The sequence below is a fragment of the uncultured Anaerococcus sp. genome (assembly GCF_963510915.1).
Lineage (GTDB): Bacteria > Bacillota > Clostridia > Tissierellales > Peptoniphilaceae > Anaerococcus.
This window is the reverse complement of sequence record NZ_CAUPHG010000001.1, coordinates 1-16,891: the sequence shown is the minus strand read 5'-3', so window position 1 is coordinate 16,891 and position 16,891 is coordinate 1. Positions and strand designations below refer to the sequence as shown.

At 34.2% G+C, this 16,891-nt stretch carries 23 protein-coding genes; 6 read left to right on the top strand and 17 right to left on the bottom strand.

All coding sequences use genetic code 11. The features are described 5' to 3' along the window. Positions 1–7 precede the first annotated feature (7 nt). Positions 8–208: a hypothetical protein gene (locus RQ893_RS00115; protein ID WP_308748472.1), complete on the bottom strand. Its 201-nt coding sequence runs from the start codon at positions 206–208 to the stop codon at positions 8–10. A 65-nt stretch (positions 209–273) separates the two neighbouring features. Between RQ893_RS00115 and RQ893_RS00110 the strand changes: the two genes are divergently transcribed. Further along, entirely contained in the window at positions 274–636 is a 363-nt protein-coding gene (locus RQ893_RS00110) for a hypothetical protein (RefSeq protein WP_308748473.1), read from the top strand. Here RQ893_RS00110 and RQ893_RS00105 read toward each other — a convergent pair. Both RQ893_RS00105 and RQ893_RS00100 read right to left on the bottom strand, forming a co-directional pair. Beyond that, positions 633–836, bottom strand: coding sequence for a hypothetical protein (locus RQ893_RS00105; RefSeq protein WP_308748474.1), 204 nt, complete (start codon positions 834–836; stop codon positions 633–635). The two genes, RQ893_RS00110 and RQ893_RS00105, sit on opposite strands and share 4 nt — an antisense overlap. 26 nt (positions 837–862) lie before the next feature. Next, positions 863–1,075, bottom strand: coding sequence for a helix-turn-helix transcriptional regulator (locus tag RQ893_RS00100; protein ID WP_308748475.1), 213 nt, complete (start codon positions 1,073–1,075; stop codon positions 863–865). A gap of 158 nt (positions 1,076–1,233) precedes the next feature. Between RQ893_RS00100 and RQ893_RS00095 the strand changes: the two genes are divergently transcribed. From RQ893_RS00095 to RQ893_RS00085, 3 genes are all read left to right on the top strand, one after another. After that, complete coding sequence (locus tag RQ893_RS00095) at positions 1,234–1,881, top strand: S24 family peptidase (protein ID WP_311481030.1); 648 nt, start codon at positions 1,234–1,236, stop codon at positions 1,879–1,881. Between the two features lie 38 nt (positions 1,882–1,919). Beyond that, positions 1,920–2,750, top strand: a complete 831-nt coding sequence (locus RQ893_RS00090) for a hypothetical protein (protein ID WP_311481029.1) — start codon at positions 1,920–1,922, stop codon at positions 2,748–2,750. A 133-nt stretch (positions 2,751–2,883) separates the two neighbouring features. Further along, complete coding sequence (locus RQ893_RS00085; protein WP_311481028.1) at positions 2,884–3,945, top strand: site-specific integrase; 1,062 nt, start codon at positions 2,884–2,886, stop codon at positions 3,943–3,945. 234 nt (positions 3,946–4,179) lie between these two features. Here the strand turns inward: RQ893_RS00085 and RQ893_RS00080 are convergent, their stop codons facing one another. From RQ893_RS00080 to RQ893_RS00020, 13 genes are all read right to left on the bottom strand, one after another. Further along, positions 4,180–4,377: a hypothetical protein gene (locus tag RQ893_RS00080; protein ID WP_311481027.1), complete on the bottom strand. Its 198-nt coding sequence runs from the start codon at positions 4,375–4,377 to the stop codon at positions 4,180–4,182. A 333-nt stretch (positions 4,378–4,710) separates the two neighbouring features. Then, positions 4,711–4,977, bottom strand: coding sequence for a DUF6275 family protein (locus RQ893_RS00075; RefSeq protein WP_311481026.1), 267 nt, complete (start codon positions 4,975–4,977; stop codon positions 4,711–4,713). An 83-nt stretch (positions 4,978–5,060) separates the two neighbouring features. Continuing rightward, positions 5,061–5,264: a hypothetical protein gene (locus RQ893_RS00070; RefSeq protein WP_311481025.1), complete on the bottom strand. Its 204-nt coding sequence runs from the start codon at positions 5,262–5,264 to the stop codon at positions 5,061–5,063. Position 5,265: 1 nt separating this feature from the next. Further along, on the bottom strand, positions 5,266–5,430 hold the full coding sequence (locus RQ893_RS00065; RefSeq protein WP_311481024.1) for a hypothetical protein: 165 nt from the start codon (positions 5,428–5,430) through the stop codon (positions 5,266–5,268). Between the two features lie 196 nt (positions 5,431–5,626). After that, positions 5,627–5,851 carry a hypothetical protein gene (locus RQ893_RS00060; RefSeq protein WP_311481023.1) on the bottom strand — a complete coding sequence of 75 codons (225 nt, stop codon included), beginning with the start codon at positions 5,849–5,851 and terminating at the stop codon, positions 5,627–5,629. Positions 5,852–5,998: 147 nt separating this feature from the next. Next, positions 5,999–6,346, bottom strand: coding sequence for a helix-turn-helix domain-containing protein (locus RQ893_RS00055; RefSeq protein ID WP_311481022.1), 348 nt, complete (start codon positions 6,344–6,346; stop codon positions 5,999–6,001). A gap of 105 nt (positions 6,347–6,451) precedes the next feature. After that, a complete protein-coding gene (locus RQ893_RS00050) occupies positions 6,452–7,681 on the bottom strand; it encodes a Fic family protein (protein ID WP_311481021.1) in 1,230 nt (409 codons plus the stop codon). A gap of 158 nt (positions 7,682–7,839) precedes the next feature. Next, entirely contained in the window at positions 7,840–9,804 is a 1,965-nt protein-coding gene (locus RQ893_RS00045; RefSeq protein ID WP_311481020.1) for a sodium-translocating pyrophosphatase, read from the bottom strand. 129 nt (positions 9,805–9,933) lie between these two features. Continuing rightward, on the bottom strand, positions 9,934–10,158 hold the full coding sequence (gene rpsR, locus RQ893_RS00040; RefSeq protein ID WP_004828342.1) for a 30S ribosomal protein S18: 225 nt from the start codon (positions 10,156–10,158) through the stop codon (positions 9,934–9,936). 25 nt (positions 10,159–10,183) lie between these two features. Continuing rightward, positions 10,184–10,702: a single-stranded DNA-binding protein gene (locus tag RQ893_RS00035; protein ID WP_311481019.1), complete on the bottom strand. Its 519-nt coding sequence runs from the start codon at positions 10,700–10,702 to the stop codon at positions 10,184–10,186. Between the two features lies 1 nt (position 10,703). Then, positions 10,704–10,988, bottom strand: a complete 285-nt coding sequence (gene rpsF, locus RQ893_RS00030; RefSeq protein ID WP_311481018.1) for a 30S ribosomal protein S6 — start codon at positions 10,986–10,988, stop codon at positions 10,704–10,706. Positions 10,989–11,155: 167 nt separating this feature from the next. Further along, a complete protein-coding gene (locus RQ893_RS00025) occupies positions 11,156–11,899 on the bottom strand; it encodes an LrgB family protein (RefSeq protein ID WP_311481017.1) in 744 nt (247 codons plus the stop codon). 1 nt (position 11,900) lies between these two features. Continuing rightward, the gene (locus RQ893_RS00020) at positions 11,901–12,248 is read right to left on the bottom strand and encodes a CidA/LrgA family protein (RefSeq protein ID WP_311481016.1); all 348 of its coding nucleotides are present in this window, start codon (positions 12,246–12,248) and stop codon (positions 11,901–11,903) included. A 521-nt stretch (positions 12,249–12,769) separates the two neighbouring features. Here RQ893_RS00020 and RQ893_RS00015 point away from each other — a divergent pair. Both RQ893_RS00015 and RQ893_RS00010 read left to right on the top strand, forming a co-directional pair. Continuing rightward, a complete protein-coding gene (locus tag RQ893_RS00015) occupies positions 12,770–14,269 on the top strand; it encodes a hypothetical protein (RefSeq protein WP_311481015.1) in 1,500 nt (499 codons plus the stop codon). Between the two features lie 196 nt (positions 14,270–14,465). Continuing rightward, positions 14,466–15,962: a hypothetical protein gene (locus tag RQ893_RS00010; protein WP_311481014.1), complete on the top strand. Its 1,497-nt coding sequence runs from the start codon at positions 14,466–14,468 to the stop codon at positions 15,960–15,962. 69 nt (positions 15,963–16,031) lie between these two features. On the opposite strand, the gene RQ893_RS00005 is transcribed toward RQ893_RS00010, so the two are convergent. Then, a partial coding sequence (locus RQ893_RS00005; protein ID WP_311481013.1) for a P1 family peptidase occupies positions 16,032–16,891 on the bottom strand: 860 nt, incomplete at its 5' end.

Genomic DNA, 16,891 nt, shown 5'->3' with positions numbered 1-16,891 from the left:
TATCCTCCTAAGTCCTCATGTTATCTAAAAACTCTATAATGTCTTCTTTTTTGTAGAGTTTTGATTTCCCTGTAAGCTTAACTATTCTAAGTCCTTTTTGCTCCCACTCACTAAAGGTTTTATTGTCCTTAAACTGAAAGTAGTCTTTCATATCTTGTAGGGTCATATAGTCTTTTAAAACAGTCAGCCTTTCTTCTACTTTTTCCATTCCAGTCTCCTATGCTTTTCTTAAATATCTATTTGTCATATAATATAAGTAAAAAGGAATTAATTATGCTAACTTTTGAATCAGCTGTACTCTTACATAATCTTAAACAAATAGATAATCCTTACATTTTTGATACTAACGACTTAGAAAACCAAGCTTTAATAGTCAATTACAAAACTTTAAAATTTGTTAAATCTTCTTATTACACCTATGATCAATCTTGCTCATTAATTGCTAGGATTGATGAATTAAAGTTTTTAAAAGAAAATGAATATTTAGAAATTGATAATAAATCAATTACTTTTACTCATAAAGGTTATAGACCTTACCAAATTTCTTTTATTAATTTGTGTAACTTCTTAAATAAGTCCATTCTTGTGCCTATTATTGTTACAATCCTAACCGACTATTTTCTCAATCGTCGTTAACGGCATTTATTAATCAAAATCGTTGTTATCATTGCCACAAGACCTGATATAAAACAATCAAACCAATATCTTTGTCTTGTCCCTTCATTCTTGTTAAACCAGTCTAAAAATCCTCTACATTCATTAAAGGGTACATAGGCTGGCCTATTATTTCTGATTTCTTCTAGGTCTTTTTTTATGTTTTTTATAAAATCGTCCATTCCAGTCTCCTATGTGAATTTACGCTTTAAGCGTTATTTTTGCCTAAAAAAATAATATTATTATATGTTACGTTATACAATTTTTCGATGGCTTTTATTTGCATTGCATCTGGAAAAGACCTAGCATTTTCCCATCTACTAATTGTGTCCTTTGTAACACCTAGCTTTTCGCCCGCCTCTTGTTGTGTGTAGTTATTATTAATTCTTAAGGCTTTTAGTGTCATTTTAATTTCACTCATAGGCTCACCTCACTTTCTGTTACCAATTATATTACGCTTTTAGCGTTTTGTCAAGAAAAATATTTAAGTTTTACGTTTTATGTGTAAAATATTAGCTTTTCTTATTGATTTTTTACGCTTAAAGTGTTATAATCATATATGTAAAGGAGGTGAAAAAAGTGAGTGACTTAGGTAATAAAGATATATTGGCTAAAAACCTAAAAAGATATATGGAGCTTAAAGATGTTGATAGAAATACCTTATCAGAGATTATAGATGTTCCATATAGCACGTTATCTGATTGGATTAATGCTAACAAATATCCTAGAATTGATAAAATTGAATTGTTGGCAAATTATTTCAAAATTGAAAAATCAGATTTAATCGAGCGACCAAGGATAGATGTTTATAGTTTACCAGGTGTTCATAGGGTAGAAAACTTAATAACAGTCCCGATACTAGGCCATATCCAATGCGGTATGCCTGTATTATCAGAATGCAACTATGAAGGATACTTCAAGTTAGATCCTGAATTGTGCAAAGCGGATTTCTCTCTAGTGGCAGATGGCGATAGCATGATAGATGCTAATATTCACGAAGGCGATATAGTCTTTTTCAAAGAAACCCCTGATGTGGAATCCGGAACCATAGCAGCGGTTTTACTAGACGACCAAACCACGCTAAAGAAAGTTATTAAGATGGACGACACGCTGATACTACAACCAGCAAACGACGCTTATAAACCTATCCTAGTTAAGCAAGGAGAATATAACAACATTATGATCCTAGGCAAAATGGTAGGTGTATTCAGTAAAAGAGATAAGTAAAAGTAGGGGCAATAGCCCCTACCCCTTATCATATATTTATGGAGAATATCATGAAGAAAAAATCATTAATGCTTGCACTTGCTATACTAGCACTTGTAGGTTGCGATACTAAAAAAGATGATACTAAAGAAGTCAAAGAGTTAAAACAGGAAATAGAAGACTTAAAAGCTAATGTAAAAGAATTAAAAGGCAATGATGACGCAAAGGGCGAAAAAGAACTTAGCTATAGCGAACAAATACAACAGAATATTAAAGACGCTGAAAAGAAGTATAAAAGCGAGCCTAAGCCTACAGATAAAAGTGGATTAAAAGAAATAAAGGCTGAATTGGAAAAGAAGAAACCGTCTAATTTGTCTGATATTATAATGGATAATGTAAAGGCTATGACCGCTGATGCAGTAAGTTCTGTAACATTTGATGAATCAGTAAAACTTATTAAGAACAATCCAGAAATATTTTTAGATGATAGTGCATCTGATACTATGATAAATATGTTTAATAGCGTGTTTTGGGACGAATTATATGTAGATGCAAAAACTCCTCAACCTATAACAAAAATTGAGGGTACTTATTTTAGAGAATTTAAAGCTTCTCTTGATTCTGACAAATTTAATGTTTACCAGGTAGGATTTTTCCCAAACCCAAGTAGAGACGACGTCCACTATTTCACCGTATTTTATTGTGGAAATATAAGTAACTACCTATACCCTAACGGCAATAAGAATAATTATTTGAAAATATGGGCTTTACCAGTAGGCGTATACCAATTAAAAAATGACGATGGCGAAACTCATACAACCTATATATTTGTATCAAGCGATACTTTCCAACATACCGCATACAAATATTTTGAAGGTGAATCATACTAAACAAAAAAGACCCCAGCAATCACCACAAAAGCAAAGGTCTTTTTAAGCGTACGTAAACACAATAGAAGTGTGCCTACACTTCTATTATATCAGAAACCCTATAAAAATAACAGGGCAATAATAGGAGGAAAAAATGAAAATTGAACAATACAAAACTAAAAGCGGAACCAGGTATAAATTCCAAATCAGATTAGGTGATAAAGTCACCAGGAAAGGTGGATATAAAAGTCAAAATGCCGCTATCTTTGCATACAATGAATTGATACAAAATTACAATGATAAGCTAAACGGCAATTTTACCTATCAAGAAATATACGAAGAATGGCTAGATGTATATAAAACCAAGGTAAAAGAAACAACCTATGAGTCAGCAACTAGTATATATAGACTCCATATCTTACCTTTATTTGGTGATATGAAGATAGAAGATATCAATACAAAAATTTGCCAGATGTTTGCAATGAGTTTATCCCAATTTGTAAAAGGTAAAGAATACTTTAATTATGCTAAAAGAGTTATGAAATATGCGGTAAAAGTATATGCCTTACCAAAAAATCCATTCAATGATGTAATCTTACCAGACTTTAAAGCACCCCAAGAACAAATTAACTACCTAGAACCAGATGAAGTTGCTAAGTTACTAGACTACTTCAAAGGTGATATATACTGGCTAGCCCTCTTTAGGTTAATGATATATACAGGACTTAGAAGAGGTGAAACCCTAGCCCTAACATGGGAGAACCTAGACCTAAAGCAAAACACTATAGCAATTGATAAAACCCTAGGAATAGGCGAAGATAAAAAGGTGATAGTATCAAGTCCAAAAACTGAAGCGTCTAAAGCAACCCTAGATTTAGATCCAGGAACAGTACTCATACTAAAAGAATACAAACTACAAGCAAATTCTGATATAGTATTCCCAAATGGAAAGGGTAAACATAGACGACTATCAGATATATCAGACAAGCTAAAAAAAGCTTTAAAAGACCTAGGATTAAAAGAAATAAGAGTCCACGACCTAAGACATACCCATGCAACCCTACTCTTTGCTAGTGGTGCTAGTGTAAAATATGTACAAAAAAGAATGAGACATACCAAAGTGGAAACTACCTTAAATATCTACACTCATGTAACCAAAAAAGATAAAACAGATGCACTAGATAACTTTGTTAATTATATGGCAAAAAACGCCTAGAAAAAACCTGTAGCATTTTTGTAGCATTGAATTTTAAAAGCCTTGTAATTACAAGGCTTACAAGTCATTTGTTTACGCCTTCTATCCCGCACCATATAAATTTTATTCAGTATAAAATTAAAAACCATGCAAAATACACAAGACGGAATAATAATTATTCTGTCTTTTTTGTATAAAAATGCTTTTTATATCAAAATATGAGCTAATGTAGTATTTTTATCATAAAATTAAAGCTTAGCCATAGTATATATCCAATATCTCGTATCTAGTATCCCTATCCTTTATATCAGTCTTAAATTTGCTTTTTTCATCATTTACTTCCTTAAATCTCTCATAAGGCACATAAGACTTTAATTCCTCCAGGGACTTTTCCTCAAGCTTAGAAGCCAATTCTTCATCCACACCTAATTTTACAAAATCTTCCTTTTTCATTCTGTCTCCTTAATAAACATTTTTACCTTGGTTCAGTCCAACATATATGTCTTTGTTCTTTAACGTCTTCAATACAAAAAAGACTATAAAAAAATCGCACGATTTCCGCACGATTAATTCCTTGATATTTACTTGCTTTGTGTGAAAATCCACACGATTAATTCACGATTATTTTCTAATTTTCTTTGAATAATGTATTAACTTTATATCTTGATTTTTTTCTGTTTTGTAGTACATTATTGTTAATAACAAAGCACATACGTGACCCCTTAAAAGGATTTTCCTTTGGGTCTCGCCATGTGCTTTGTTTATTTTTTATATGTTTATAATTGATTAACCTATTAATTCTCCATTGCTAAACATAATATTGTTTTGCTTTTTATAGATGTCAAAATATGTTTCTTGATTATCTCCATTTTGTGTGCATTCTACATATATTCCGTCTAAAAGAGTTGTAGAAATTAGTATCTTATTATTTTGTAAAATCTTACAAGACCAAACTACAAATATATCTTCTATACTCAAACCTTTATTAAAGTTTTCTTTGTAATGCTTGATTAACCATTCTTTGCAGGCTTTTTGAAATTTATAACTATCCATTTTTTCTCCTTTTTTTGTACTAAAAAAGCACCTCTAACTGAATGTCATAAGTGCTTATCTTTATTATTTCAATGTTCAAGAAATTATTTGTTTTTCTTTTCATCAAATTCTCTTGCTTTTCTTCTTTCAACATCTTTTTTGATGAATTCTTCTAATTCTTTCTTTGCTTTTTCTTTTTCTTCCTCAGATAATTCAACATGACCAATTGTTTCTCCTTTGAAAGGAGCAGTGAATCTATTTGTTAGTAATTCCTGCTTTTCTTCTTCTGTTAGCTGTCTTTTAGTCATACTATTTCTCCCTCAGATAAAAATACCGAACATTTCCAATTTGGCTTATATTTTTAACTATAAATTCTGAATTCCTTTGATAAAGAACTTCTTCCTCATCAAGTCCTATACTTGATATATCTTTACCCATTTTTGAATTATTTATATAAATTTTTACATTAGCCATATCATTATATGAATTTGCTTTTGTAGTAGATGTATAAGCTTTTTAATTTGCTATTAAATTGTTAACATCATTGTATTTCTCAATATACAAAGTATAATTGTGTTAATAAGTAGGGTTTCCTCGCTCATTAAAATGCTTTTTAGAGCAATCTAATAAGTTTGGTGGGGAAACCCTTTTTTACATATCATATATTACATCACCAAATATTCTCATCTGGATAGTATTCTTTTTTAATATTTATAAGCTTTTGGATACTGGCTCTTACTTCCTCCTGCCTTTTTTCATTCCAATCGCCGCTTTTTGTGAAATATTCTAAGGTGGATATGGTTCTTTTTATGTGGAAATAGAGCGCTTTGGGACCGTATTCTTTGCCGTCTATGTTTAAATATTTTTTGTCTTTTTTATAGATAACCTTTATCATTTTTCCTCCTTTCTAAATCCTATCCAACATAGCTTGGAGGTAGTCTGACTCCCCGTGTCTCCTAGGCGTTTTTTCACTATCCACTTTTATTGTGTGATCCATATTGTCCTTTATATTATTTATATTTATATTATTATCTGTGCAATTTTATCCTACATCCTGCTTGGTATTTTCTACTAGAGGGTATGGGAAATTTTTAATAGGTATGTTGTTATTAATTTGTACATATAGTTTGCGCCTCTCAATCATTTTTGTCTTATCCTTATATTCATAGATTCTTTTTATAAAATCAAGATCCACAAGCTTTGATATGGCATGAGAAATTGATGATATAGACATTTGATATATTTTTGCAAAGTATTGGTTGGTCGCATAACAATAGCCTTTCTTATTAGCTAGGGCCAAAATATCTGAGAACAAAATTTTCTCAAAGGCCGACAATCTCTTATCTAACCTAATTTCTGCCGGGAGGATTGTATAGTATGTAGCTTTCATTATTGCTCCTTTCGTAGTGTAGATTTTTGCTATACTCTCTGCCTATATATAGAATTTTAAAGAAAAATGTCCCGATTTTTGGCATAAAAAAAGCGCAAGCTTGACTTACACTTTTCTTTTAAAAAAATTTTCATTTAAGACATACATTAGAGGTCGTTTTTTGACCGCTTTTATTAGGTCTATTTCTTGATAATAATCTAACCTTGCCTTTATCCTTGATACTGGCTGACCATCTTTTTCTAAATCTGAAATTATCCTAGCCCTTTCAATAGCCTGGTTTTTTGCGAAATATTTATTCATTAAAAATATATCCACTAAATTTAGATCGAAGTCATCCATATCCTTTAATTTGTTTTCGAATTTCTTAAAATCTTCTATTACGTTCTCTGTAGCCTTGTTAAAATATTCCAAGATATTTTCTTGGCCTTTAATGATTAATTCTAAGAATGAATCAACAAAAAAATTAACTTCTCCTTTTGATATGGGGTCATTTGTCTTTTCGAAGGCCTTGTAATAGGTTGTTCTTTCAATAAGTGAACCCTTAGATAGTGATAGGGCAGTTAGGTAGGAGTAGTCTTTTTTTAGGTAAATAGCGGATAAAAACCTTCCTACCCTACCATTTCCATCATAGAAAGGATGAGTGTAGGCAAAGTAATAGTGGCTGATGGCGATTTTAATTAGGCTTGGTAGGTTCGATTCTGCCATAAAATCCATCATTCTTTCCATATTATAGGATATTACATCTTCCCCGTCCACTCCTTGGTGGATGACTTCGCCACTAACGCTTCCTGCTTTTTGGATATAAACTGGGCCTTTCCTATAAAACTTTCCATCAGGAAGATTTTCTTTTTCGATTTCTCCACTGGTGATATTATCGTATATTATCCTAATATCTTCATTTGTTTTGGGCGGATTTAATTTATTATCTAATAATAACCTATAAGAATTAAGAGTCCTTCCAAACCTCTTGTTATTTGGCTTTTTCTCTTCAAGGATTTTTTTGGTTGAATAAATTATTTCATCTTTATTTGAATCTATACCCTCAAGAAGGTTTGAAGCTTCGAGGTCATTTGCAATTAAGTCAATAAATAAATATTCTTTGTATTCCTCTTTAAATCCCTCTGCCAAGACCATCAAAATTTGATCGTTTTTCTTAATTGTTTCAACCATAGACATGGTTTTTATTGATGGAAGGAAATAAAGACTTATTGGAATTGTTTTTTTTATTTTATAAGGGAGAGAAATTTTCTCAACAACTTCATTATTTATTCTTGATTTATATACAGATTCGTATTTATCTTTGTTTTTGTAATAAATTTTATATAAGTATTCCATTTCTCCTCCTTTTTGCTTATAATTTAAAATTTCTAGATATTTTTAATTTATTATAAGAAAATTTAACTTGATTATTAAAAAAATAACCTTATTTTGATTTATTATACCCAATTTTCCTCACAAAAAAAGACCCCATCTTTCGATGAGGATCTTTTGTTTTAGATAAATAGTCCGGCGCAGATTACTGATACTACTGTCATTAGTTTGATTAGGATGTTTAGGGCTGGACCTGATGTGTCTTTGAATGGGTCTCCTACTGTGTCTCCTACAACTGATGCTTTGTGAGCGTCTGAGCCTTTGCCATCGTCACCGTCTAGGGTTTCGATGTATTTCTTTGCATTATCCCAAGCTCCACCTGCGTTTGACATGAAGATTGCCAATAACACGCCTGTTACTAGGGCTCCTGCTAAGAGTCCGCCTAGGGCTGTTGGGCCAAATACTAGGCCTACAAAGATTGGTACTACTATGGCGAGTACGCCTGGAAGTATCATTTCTTTTAGGGAAGCTGATGTTGAGATTTCAATACATCTTTGATAATCTGGTTCGCTTGTTCCTTCAAGAAGTCCTGGGTCATTTTTGAATTGTCTTCTTACTTCTTCGATCATTTCTGTTGCAGCTTTTCCTACTGAATTCATTGTTAAAGCTGTAAATAGGAATGGTAGCATGCCGCCTACGAACATTCCAGCTACTACATGGCTGTCTAGGATTGAGATTGTTTCTAGTTTTAATGTTTCTGAGTAGGTTACAAATAGGGATAGGGCTGTGAGGGCTGCTGAGCCGATTGCAAAGCCTTTACCTATGGCTGCTGTTGTATTTCCTATTGAGTCTAGCTCATCTGTGATGTCTCTTACTTCGCTTGGTAGGGCCGCCATTTCAGCGATTCCTCCGGCGTTGTCTGTGATGGGGCCGTAGGCATCTACTGATACTGTTGTTGCTGTTGTTGATAACATACCTACTGCTGATAGGGCTATACCAAATACTCCGTCTGCCCAGTAAGCTGTTATAATTCCAAGGGCGATTAGGATGATTGGTCCTACTGCTGATAGCATACCTGTTGATAGACCTGCTATGATGTTAGTAGCAACACCTGTTTTTGATTCTTCTGCTATATTTTTTACATATTTAAACTTATCTGATGTGTAAACTTCTGTTAGAAGTCCTATGGCGATTCCTACTATTATTCCTGTGATAATTGCAAGAGCTGCTCTTAAGTTTCCAAAATATGCAAGAGATAAAATTACTGATGCAATTATTACAATTGCTCCAGAAACATAGATGGTCATCATGAGTGCCTTTTGTGGTTCTCTATGGTTTTTGGATGTAAATAAGAAGCTTGCTACTAGGGATGCTAGGATACCTATTGCTACAAGTAGTAGGGTAAAGTTTAATCCCGCCTCGCCATAAGATACAAGACCTAGGGTGATAGCTGAGATTATTGCACCGGCATAGGATTCAAATAAGTCTGCTCCCATTCCTGCTACGTCACCTACGTTATCTCCTACGTTATCTGCGATTACTGCTGGATTTCTTGGGTCATCTTCTGGGATGCCTGCTTCTACCTTTCCTACAAGATCTGCTCCAAGGTCGGCTGCCTTTGTATAGATACCACCACCAACTCTTGCAAAGAGGGCAACTGATGATGCGCCTAGGGAATATCCCATTACTATGGCTGGGTCTCTAAAGATTAAATAGCAGATTAAGAGGCCTGAAAAACCAAGTCCTGTTACTGCATATCCCATTACAGATCCACCTGCAAAGGCAAGTTTGAGGGCACTGTTTGTGCCACCTTCCATTGCTTCGTTTGCACATCTAGCGTTTGCTTCCGTAGCTGTTCTCATTCCAATAAAACCTGTTAGCATTGAAAAGCATGAGCCTATTAGATAACAGATCATAATCCTAAAACTTAAAAAAATCGAAATTAGGATTGATACTACGACTACAAAGGCGATTATATATTTATATTCGCTTGAAATGAAGGTCATAGCACCATTTTTAATGTATCCTGAAATCTCGTGCATTCTTTTTGAACCTCGAGATACAGGAAGGATTCTCTCTTTGATTGTAAAGGCCATTAGCACAAGGGCTAGGATAGCCACAATAAGAGAAATAATAACAATTAACATAATTCCTCCTTTAGTATTTAGTTATAATCATAACTATACTTTTATATATTAAATATTCATGTTCTATAACAAATAAAAAAGGGAGCGGTGCTCCCAAAATGCTTATTGAAATTTTTATTTATATTTGTCTTAGTTTTCTTCGTAAGGCAATAGGGCTACTTGTCTAGCTCTTTTGATTGCTCTTGTTATTTCTCTTTGGTGTTTTGCATTAAGACCAGTTACTCTTCTTGGAAGAATCTTACCTCTGTCGGTAACAAATCTTTTAAGAGTTTCAATGTCTTTATAGTCTATTACCTTTGATGGGTCTTTTACAAATGGATCAACCTTTTTTCTTGGTTTAAATCTTCTTGCCATTGTAATTCCTTTCTTTTATATTTTTCTAGAATGGAATTCTGCCATCGTCTTGGATTTCAGTAAAGTCATCATCAAAAAAATCATCATTGCTGGTCTGTTGACTTGCTTGGTTTTGATTGTTTTGATATTGGTTTGTTTGAGAATAGTTGTTAGCATAGACATCTTGGTTGTCACCTGGGTTTGAGCTATGACTTTGTCTTTCTGACCTAGATCCTATAAACTCAACATTATCGGCAACAATATCTGTTGTATAAACTGTCTTGCCTGTTTCCCTATCTTGGTAGCTTCCGGTTTGAATCCTACCTTCTACTGCGCATTGACTTCCTTTAAAGAGGTATCTTGAGGCATTTTCTGCCTGCCTACCCCAAACAGTTATTCTTGGAAAATCTGCTGTTGGACGATTAGCTGCTTCCGCTTCTTCTCTTCTTTCTCGACTTAGTTTTTTATCTATCGCTAATGTGAATGTGCATACCGCTTGATTTCCTTGGGTATATCTTAGCTCAGGATCCCTAACAAGGCGTCCTATAAGTATCACTTTATTCATATTAGTCCTCTTTTCTAATAACCATGTATCTAAGAACGAAATCTGAAAGTCTTAGTCTTCTTTCAAATTCTTTGATATGATCTGGTTCTGACTTGAAATCTACGATATAGTAGTAACCTTCTTTAAGATCATCGATCTCATAGGCAAGTCTTCTTTTTCCCCAGTCATCAACTGATACAACTTCGCCATTTTCTTCGATATGACCTTTAAATCTATCTAGAAGAGCATTTCTGTCAGCATCAGCTAATTCAGTCTTGAAAATCAATACTGCTTCGTAATTATTCATATTTTCACCTCCCTGTGGACTATTGACCCCGTTTATACTACGGAGTAGAGATTACCTATTGATAATACTCTAAGTATCCGCTTTTGTCAAAGAATATTTGTCTTGCTTTTATGAGAATAAAAAAACTAAGGCAGCCCTCGGGCTAAACCTTAGTCTTATTTTCTTTATTATAAGAAGAATACAAATATAAATAGTGGCATCAATATTACAGTGCAAATACCAGCAACAGCTATGGATAAGCCACTCATAGCTCCTTCTACTTCTCCCATTTCGATAGCCTTTGATGTACCCATGGCGTGGCTTGATGTGCCAATTCCTATACCTTGGGCAACAGGGTCTTTAACCCTCATAACCTTCATTACTGTTGGTGCGGAAATTGCTCCTACAATTCCTCTTAGTATAACTGTAATTGCTGTGACGGCTGCATAAGCATTAATGGTCATCTCATCTGCTCCAAATTTTGCAACATATTCCTCTGTTAGGGACTTGGCGATTGGTGTGGTTACAGATTGAGGCATCATAGCTATGGTAAGATCTTTTTCAAAGCCAAAAATCTTTGATAAAAGATAGGCTGAAAGGATAGCCACAAAAGAACCAACTAATACACCAATTAGGATTGGAATGAGGTTAGCCTTTAGTTTTTCAATATTTCTATAAAGACTTACTACTAGGGCAACAGTAATAGGAGCTATCATAAAGGAAATATATCTGCCACCCTTGTTAAAGTTTTCATAAGAAATACCAGTTAATTTTAGAAAAATTATACTAAATACAATGGCAAGTAGGAGTGGATTTAGGATGGCAATCTTTGTTTTTTTATTAATTAGCATCCCTATCCTAAACATAACTATAGATAGGATAATTCCGAAAAAGTCATTATCTGCTACATAGGTATTTAAAAATTCGCTCATCTTATTTCCTCACTTTTTGTACTAATTCGACAACTTTGGCAGTCACAGCCATAGTTATCAAACAAGATATAACCATTACTATCAAAATTTTAAAGGCATTATCTCTGATTACATCAAATTGCACCATAAGACCAACACCAAGTGGTGTGAAGGTGAAGGCTAGGATAGATGTTAGAAAATCAGATGTTTCCCCTATATCGTCAACCTTTATTAATTTTGCACAAAGGGCAATAAATAAAAAAATCATACCAAAAACTGGCTCTGGGATTGGTAGGCCTGTCAGTTTTTTGGCAATAAAACCTAATAATAAGAAAAATAATAAATAACAAAATTCTTTTAAATATTTCATAAAGTCTCCTCAATTTTTTATGTAGATAGTTCATTTTTTGCTTGCTGGCTCTTAAATTTCCATATCACTTCTCTCCTAAAATGTATTTTAAATAATAATTCTTACCCTAAGCAAGTCTCTCCTCTTGCTTATTCTAGACCAAAAGTTACTCCCAAGAAAAAATTAAGTTGAAAATAGAATATCACTATATTTTTCCCAAGTAAAGATTTTTACTCATTAGTCTATCAGTAGTTTTTATTATAACATACTTCATCGCTAATGAAAAGGTTTTTTTACCATAGATAAAGAGATATTTCTCTCTAAAGTATTGTGAAATCAGCACTAGCATTTGATAAGAAAATAGCATTTATTATTTGAAGTCTCATCTTGCTAGAATAAACTTCCTTATCAAATAGGTAAAGCTTTGCACCCATCTTGTCGATTATATTTCACGATATTCTTTTGTAATTTATTAAGAAAAATAGTAAGTTAATAAGGAACTATATATTTTAATAAAAAGGAGGTTCAAGAGTAAGGTTATTATGAAAAAGAAAAATTTAGCCCTAATGATGGTTTTGTCAGCTGGATTTCTTATCCATGGCATCTCTACTGCCCATGCTGATGAAAATGTCTTTTTGAAGGAAATAGACCTTAGCAAAGAAAACGGCTTTTGGGAAGGAATTGACTTTAGCAATGCCGAACATTATACAGGTACAATAGATGAAAATGGCGAGTGGAATTTTACCAAAGTTCCAAAAGAAACCGAAGTAAAATTAGCCAAGTACACAGATGATGACTATAGGGATATAAGTGAAGTTCGTGATGTAATTGACGAAAGAGATGCCCTAGTTGAGAAGTTTAGAAACTTAAAAAAGAAATTTACCGAAGTTGAAAAAGATGCAACAGCTCTCCCAACCGATGAAGAAAAGAAAGAAGCCCAGGCTCAGTGGGATAAGGGTTCTCTTGGTTTTTATGATAAAATGGGATCAAGTGAAGCTGTCGAAGTCTTTAAAAGCCTTCCTTCTAGAAATGGGGTAGGCTATAAAGCAAGTACAGGTCCTAAGTATCTTGAGATTAACAAAATCACCAATAAGATAGATGAGCATGACTCAAGAAGTCTTGAAAACATGAAGAAAGGTATTGAGTCTATTAGAGATGTTAATGCTAAAAGACATAAAGACGGTGGAATTGATGGTATAAAACTAAGTGTCATTGGTATATCAGACTTTGACATGGCTGTAGCCCAAGCTAATGCCAACTATTCTAAAGATATTATAGAGCATTCTTCTGTATATGGACCTCCATACGAAAACCTAGCCTGGACCAATGGTGATATAAATGCACCAGAAGCAATTGAAAGATGGTGGGATAAGGAAAAAGTAGTTTTTGATTTTCTAAGAGAAAAGGGTCTAAGCAGCAGGAAACAAATGGAAGAATATATAGCCAATAATGAAGGCGATATCAAAAATAAATTTTGGAGCCCTCAAGTTGGCCATTACCTAAACCTAGTTGATGACCTAGGCTGGGGAGCAAATTTTTGGAGACATGAAGATACAATAAGCTCTGGATATGGTATAAATACAAATGGTAGTATCTACCCTATCACAAAGTCTCTTGTAATGAACCCAGAAAGCCCTATAAATAGGACAGTTTACTCCATAGACGACTACGAAAAAAGATTTTTGACCTACTACACAGACCTAAAATCTATAATCAAGGATAATAAGAAAATTGTAGACAAGTCAGCTTTAGAAGAAATTGCGAGTCTTAAAAGTGAAATGACTGGTCTTAAAGGTCAAATTGATAGTTGCGAGCAAAATCTAAAAAACCTCAAGAAAAAAAATGTGGTCTACCTTGAATTGAGAGATACCATCAAGGACAATAGGGCAACAGTTGATGCAGTTCAATATTTGCTAGAAAATAGTCCTAAAAAAATTGCCCATGCAAGAGCAAAAATTTTAAAACTTCTTGATGAATCAAAGGTAATTTGTGAACAAGCAGAAGCCTTGCTTAAAAAGGCAGGAATTACTTTTGACTTTTAATAAAATAATCTTTGAGAAAAAATCCACTCCCCTAGATAAGAAAATGATCTAGGAGGTGGATTTTTTTAATTAACGAGATATTAAATCTCTTTTATGCCTGACCCACCATAGTATTTTGTTATTGTAAAGAAAAAAAGTGAAATGTAACTAATGAAAGATTGTATTTTTAAAAAAGGAGGTTTACAGTCAAATTATTATGAAAAAGAAAAATTTAGCCCTAATGATGGCTTTGTCAGCTGGTTTTCTTATCCATGGAGTCTCTACTGCCTATGCTTATGACATCGATGATGCTACTGCTGATGCTAATGCCTACATTGATCAACTCATGTGGTATGAAGAAGACTATGACAAAATGCAAGAGGAAATCAAGAAAGCAGAAGAGGCCCAAGCCCAAAAACCTACTAACAATAATCAGGAAAACCCAAGCAAGGATAAGTACACTGATGATGACTATAGGAGCTTCGATGAAGTTCGTGATGTAATTAACGAAAGAGATGCCCTAGTTGAGAAGTTTAGATCCTTAAAAAAGAAATTTACTGAAATTGAAAAACAAGCAACTGCTATTCCAACAACAGAAGAAAAAAGAGCTGCCCAAGCTAAGTGGGATAAGGGTTCGGTTGGATTTTTTGAAGAAATGGGATCAAGTGAGGCAACAGAAGTTTTTAAAAGCCTTCCTAGCAAAACCGGCTATGGCTATAATCCAAGTACTGGCCCAAAATACCTTGCAGCTAATAAAATCACTAATAAAATAGATGAAAATGACTCTAGAAGCCTTGAAAATATGAAAATCGGCATTGAATCCATTAGAGAAGTTAATGCCAAAAGGCAAAAGGATGGCGGCATTGATGGTAAAAAATTAAGTGTCATAGGTATTTCTGACTTTGACATGGCTGTAGCCCAAGCCAATTCAAACTATTCGAGCAAAATATTAGAACATTCCTCTGTTTATAGCCCTCCATACGAAAACCTTGCTTGGGCTAATTGCGATAAATCTACTTCATTTGCCATTAAACAGTGGTGGGACCGAGAAAAACCTGTCTTCGATTACCTAAGGTCTAAGGGACTTAAAAACAGGGATGAAATGGAAAGCTATATAAATAGACACGAAGAAGAGATGAGTAAAATGTTCAAGAATCCCCAGGTTGGTCACTATACAAACCTAGTAGACGACTTGATGTGGGGCTATGACTGGTCACCTGAGGACACTATTAGTGCGGGATTCGGATTAAATACCAAGGGTAGTGTTTATACTTATACAAAATCAGTTGTAATGAATCCAAGCTCTCCTACAAATAGGACAGTCTATTCCATAGATGACTACGAAAAAAGGTTTATGAAATACTACAACGACCTAGATTCTATAATCAAGGGCAACAAGAAAATCGTTGACCAGGATAAATTAGAAGAAATGACCAGCCTAAAAGGCGAAATGACAGCTTTAGAAAGTCAAGTCCAAGCCAAAACAAAGTCTATAACAGGGCTAAAGAAAAAATATAAGGTCTACCTCGATTTAAGGGCAACTATAAAAGACAATAGGGCGACAGTTGGTGGAGTTCAATATTTGCTAGAAAATAGTCCTAAAAAAATTGCCCTTGCAAGAGAAAAAATTTTAAAACTTCTTGATGAATCAAAGGCAATTTGTGAACAAGCAGAAGTCTTGCTAAAAAAGGCAGGAATCATTTTTGATTATTAATAAAAAATCTTTTAAAAAAATAAATCCACTCCCTAATGAAGAAAATTTCACTCTGGGAGGTGGATTTTTTTAATTTTCTTTGCTAGAGTAAATAGCATTGGCTATAGCCATAGACATGGCTTCGGCTGCCAAAGCTCCTACTAGGTTTATATTTGCTTTTACCTTGTTTGTGGCAAGGGAAAATATTGTATCACCGTCAAAAAGGGTGTGGACTGGGTTGATGGATCTTGCGTAACCATCATGGGCCATGCCGGCAATTTTTGTAAGCTCGGTCTTAGAAAAAGTTCCGTTGGTGGCGACAGCTCCGATTGTAGTATTAGATGGCTTTATATCAGCAAAAGAGCCTAGGATTTGGTCAATCAAATCAATGGTTTTAAGCATCTTGCCATCCTTTGTTGGTCCTGCAATTTGGAGGCCCTTTTGGTAGTCAAAAATATCTCCATAAGCATTTACTGCAACAATAGCAGAAACTACTAGGTCGCCTTTTTTTATAGAAGCCTGGCCCAAACCTGATTTTATCAAGGAATCATGGCCCAAGGCCTTGCCAACAGTCGCACCTGTGCCTGCCCCAATAATTCCCTGGCTCTTATCATCATAAGTCGCAGAATCAAAGGCTTTTTGGGTCATCCTTTCATCTGGCCTTGCCTTGGGATTTTTGTAGGCTAAGTCAAACAAAACCGCCTGGGAAATAATTGGAACAACTCCAACGCCCACATCAAAGCCTACGCCCTCTTTTTCTAAAATTTTCATCAAATGGCTAGCCGCTTCTAGTCCGTAGGCAGACCCACCAGATAAAATAATAGAAGAAACTTCAGAAACTTGGTTTAGGGGATTTAATAGGTCAGTTTCACGAGTGCCCGGCGCCCCTCCCCTTACGTCAACACCTGCAGTATTGCCTGGGTCTGGAAGGATGATTGTAAGACCTGTGC

Coding starts and splice junctions, on each gene's coding strand:
- RQ893_RS00060 (WP_311481023.1), bottom strand. CDS start 5,851: ATGATAAAGGTTATCTATAAAAAAGACAAAAAATATTTAAACATAGAC.
- rpsR (WP_004828342.1), bottom strand. CDS start 10,158: ATGGCAAGAAGATTTAAACCAAGAAAAAAGGTTGATCCATTTGTAAAA.
- RQ893_RS00115 (WP_308748472.1), bottom strand. CDS start 208: ATGGAAAAAGTAGAAGAAAGGCTGACTGTTTTAAAAGACTATATGACC.
- RQ893_RS00110 (WP_308748473.1), top strand. CDS start 274: ATGCTAACTTTTGAATCAGCTGTACTCTTACATAATCTTAAACAAATA.
- RQ893_RS00070 (WP_311481025.1), bottom strand. CDS start 5,264: ATGACTAAAAGACAGCTAACAGAAGAAGAAAAGCAGGAATTACTAACA.
- RQ893_RS00105 (WP_308748474.1), bottom strand. CDS start 836: ATGGACGATTTTATAAAAAACATAAAAAAAGACCTAGAAGAAATCAGA.
- RQ893_RS00035 (WP_311481019.1), bottom strand. CDS start 10,702: ATGAATAAAGTGATACTTATAGGACGCCTTGTTAGGGATCCTGAGCTA.
- RQ893_RS00085 (WP_311481028.1), top strand. CDS start 2,884: ATGAAAATTGAACAATACAAAACTAAAAGCGGAACCAGGTATAAATTC.
- RQ893_RS00010 (WP_311481014.1), top strand. CDS start 14,466: ATGAAAAAGAAAAATTTAGCCCTAATGATGGCTTTGTCAGCTGGTTTT.
- RQ893_RS00075 (WP_311481026.1), bottom strand. CDS start 4,977: ATGGATAGTTATAAATTTCAAAAAGCCTGCAAAGAATGGTTAATCAAG.
- RQ893_RS00045 (WP_311481020.1), bottom strand. CDS start 9,804: ATGTTAATTGTTATTATTTCTCTTATTGTGGCTATCCTAGCCCTTGTG.
- RQ893_RS00015 (WP_311481015.1), top strand. CDS start 12,770: ATGAAAAAGAAAAATTTAGCCCTAATGATGGTTTTGTCAGCTGGATTT.
- RQ893_RS00100 (WP_308748475.1), bottom strand. CDS start 1,075: ATGAGTGAAATTAAAATGACACTAAAAGCCTTAAGAATTAATAATAAC.
- RQ893_RS00020 (WP_311481016.1), bottom strand. CDS start 12,248: ATGAAATATTTAAAAGAATTTTGTTATTTATTATTTTTCTTATTATTA.
- RQ893_RS00055 (WP_311481022.1), bottom strand. CDS start 6,346: ATGAAAGCTACATACTATACAATCCTCCCGGCAGAAATTAGGTTAGAT.
- RQ893_RS00090 (WP_311481029.1), top strand. CDS start 1,920: ATGGAGAATATCATGAAGAAAAAATCATTAATGCTTGCACTTGCTATA.
- rpsF (WP_311481018.1), bottom strand. CDS start 10,988: ATGAATAATTACGAAGCAGTATTGATTTTCAAGACTGAATTAGCTGAT.
- RQ893_RS00025 (WP_311481017.1), bottom strand. CDS start 11,899: ATGAGCGAATTTTTAAATACCTATGTAGCAGATAATGACTTTTTCGGA.
- RQ893_RS00050 (WP_311481021.1), bottom strand. CDS start 7,681: ATGGAATACTTATATAAAATTTATTACAAAAACAAAGATAAATACGAA.
- RQ893_RS00080 (WP_311481027.1), bottom strand. CDS start 4,377: ATGAAAAAGGAAGATTTTGTAAAATTAGGTGTGGATGAAGAATTGGCT.
- RQ893_RS00065 (WP_311481024.1), bottom strand. CDS start 5,430: ATGGCTAATGTAAAAATTTATATAAATAATTCAAAAATGGGTAAAGAT.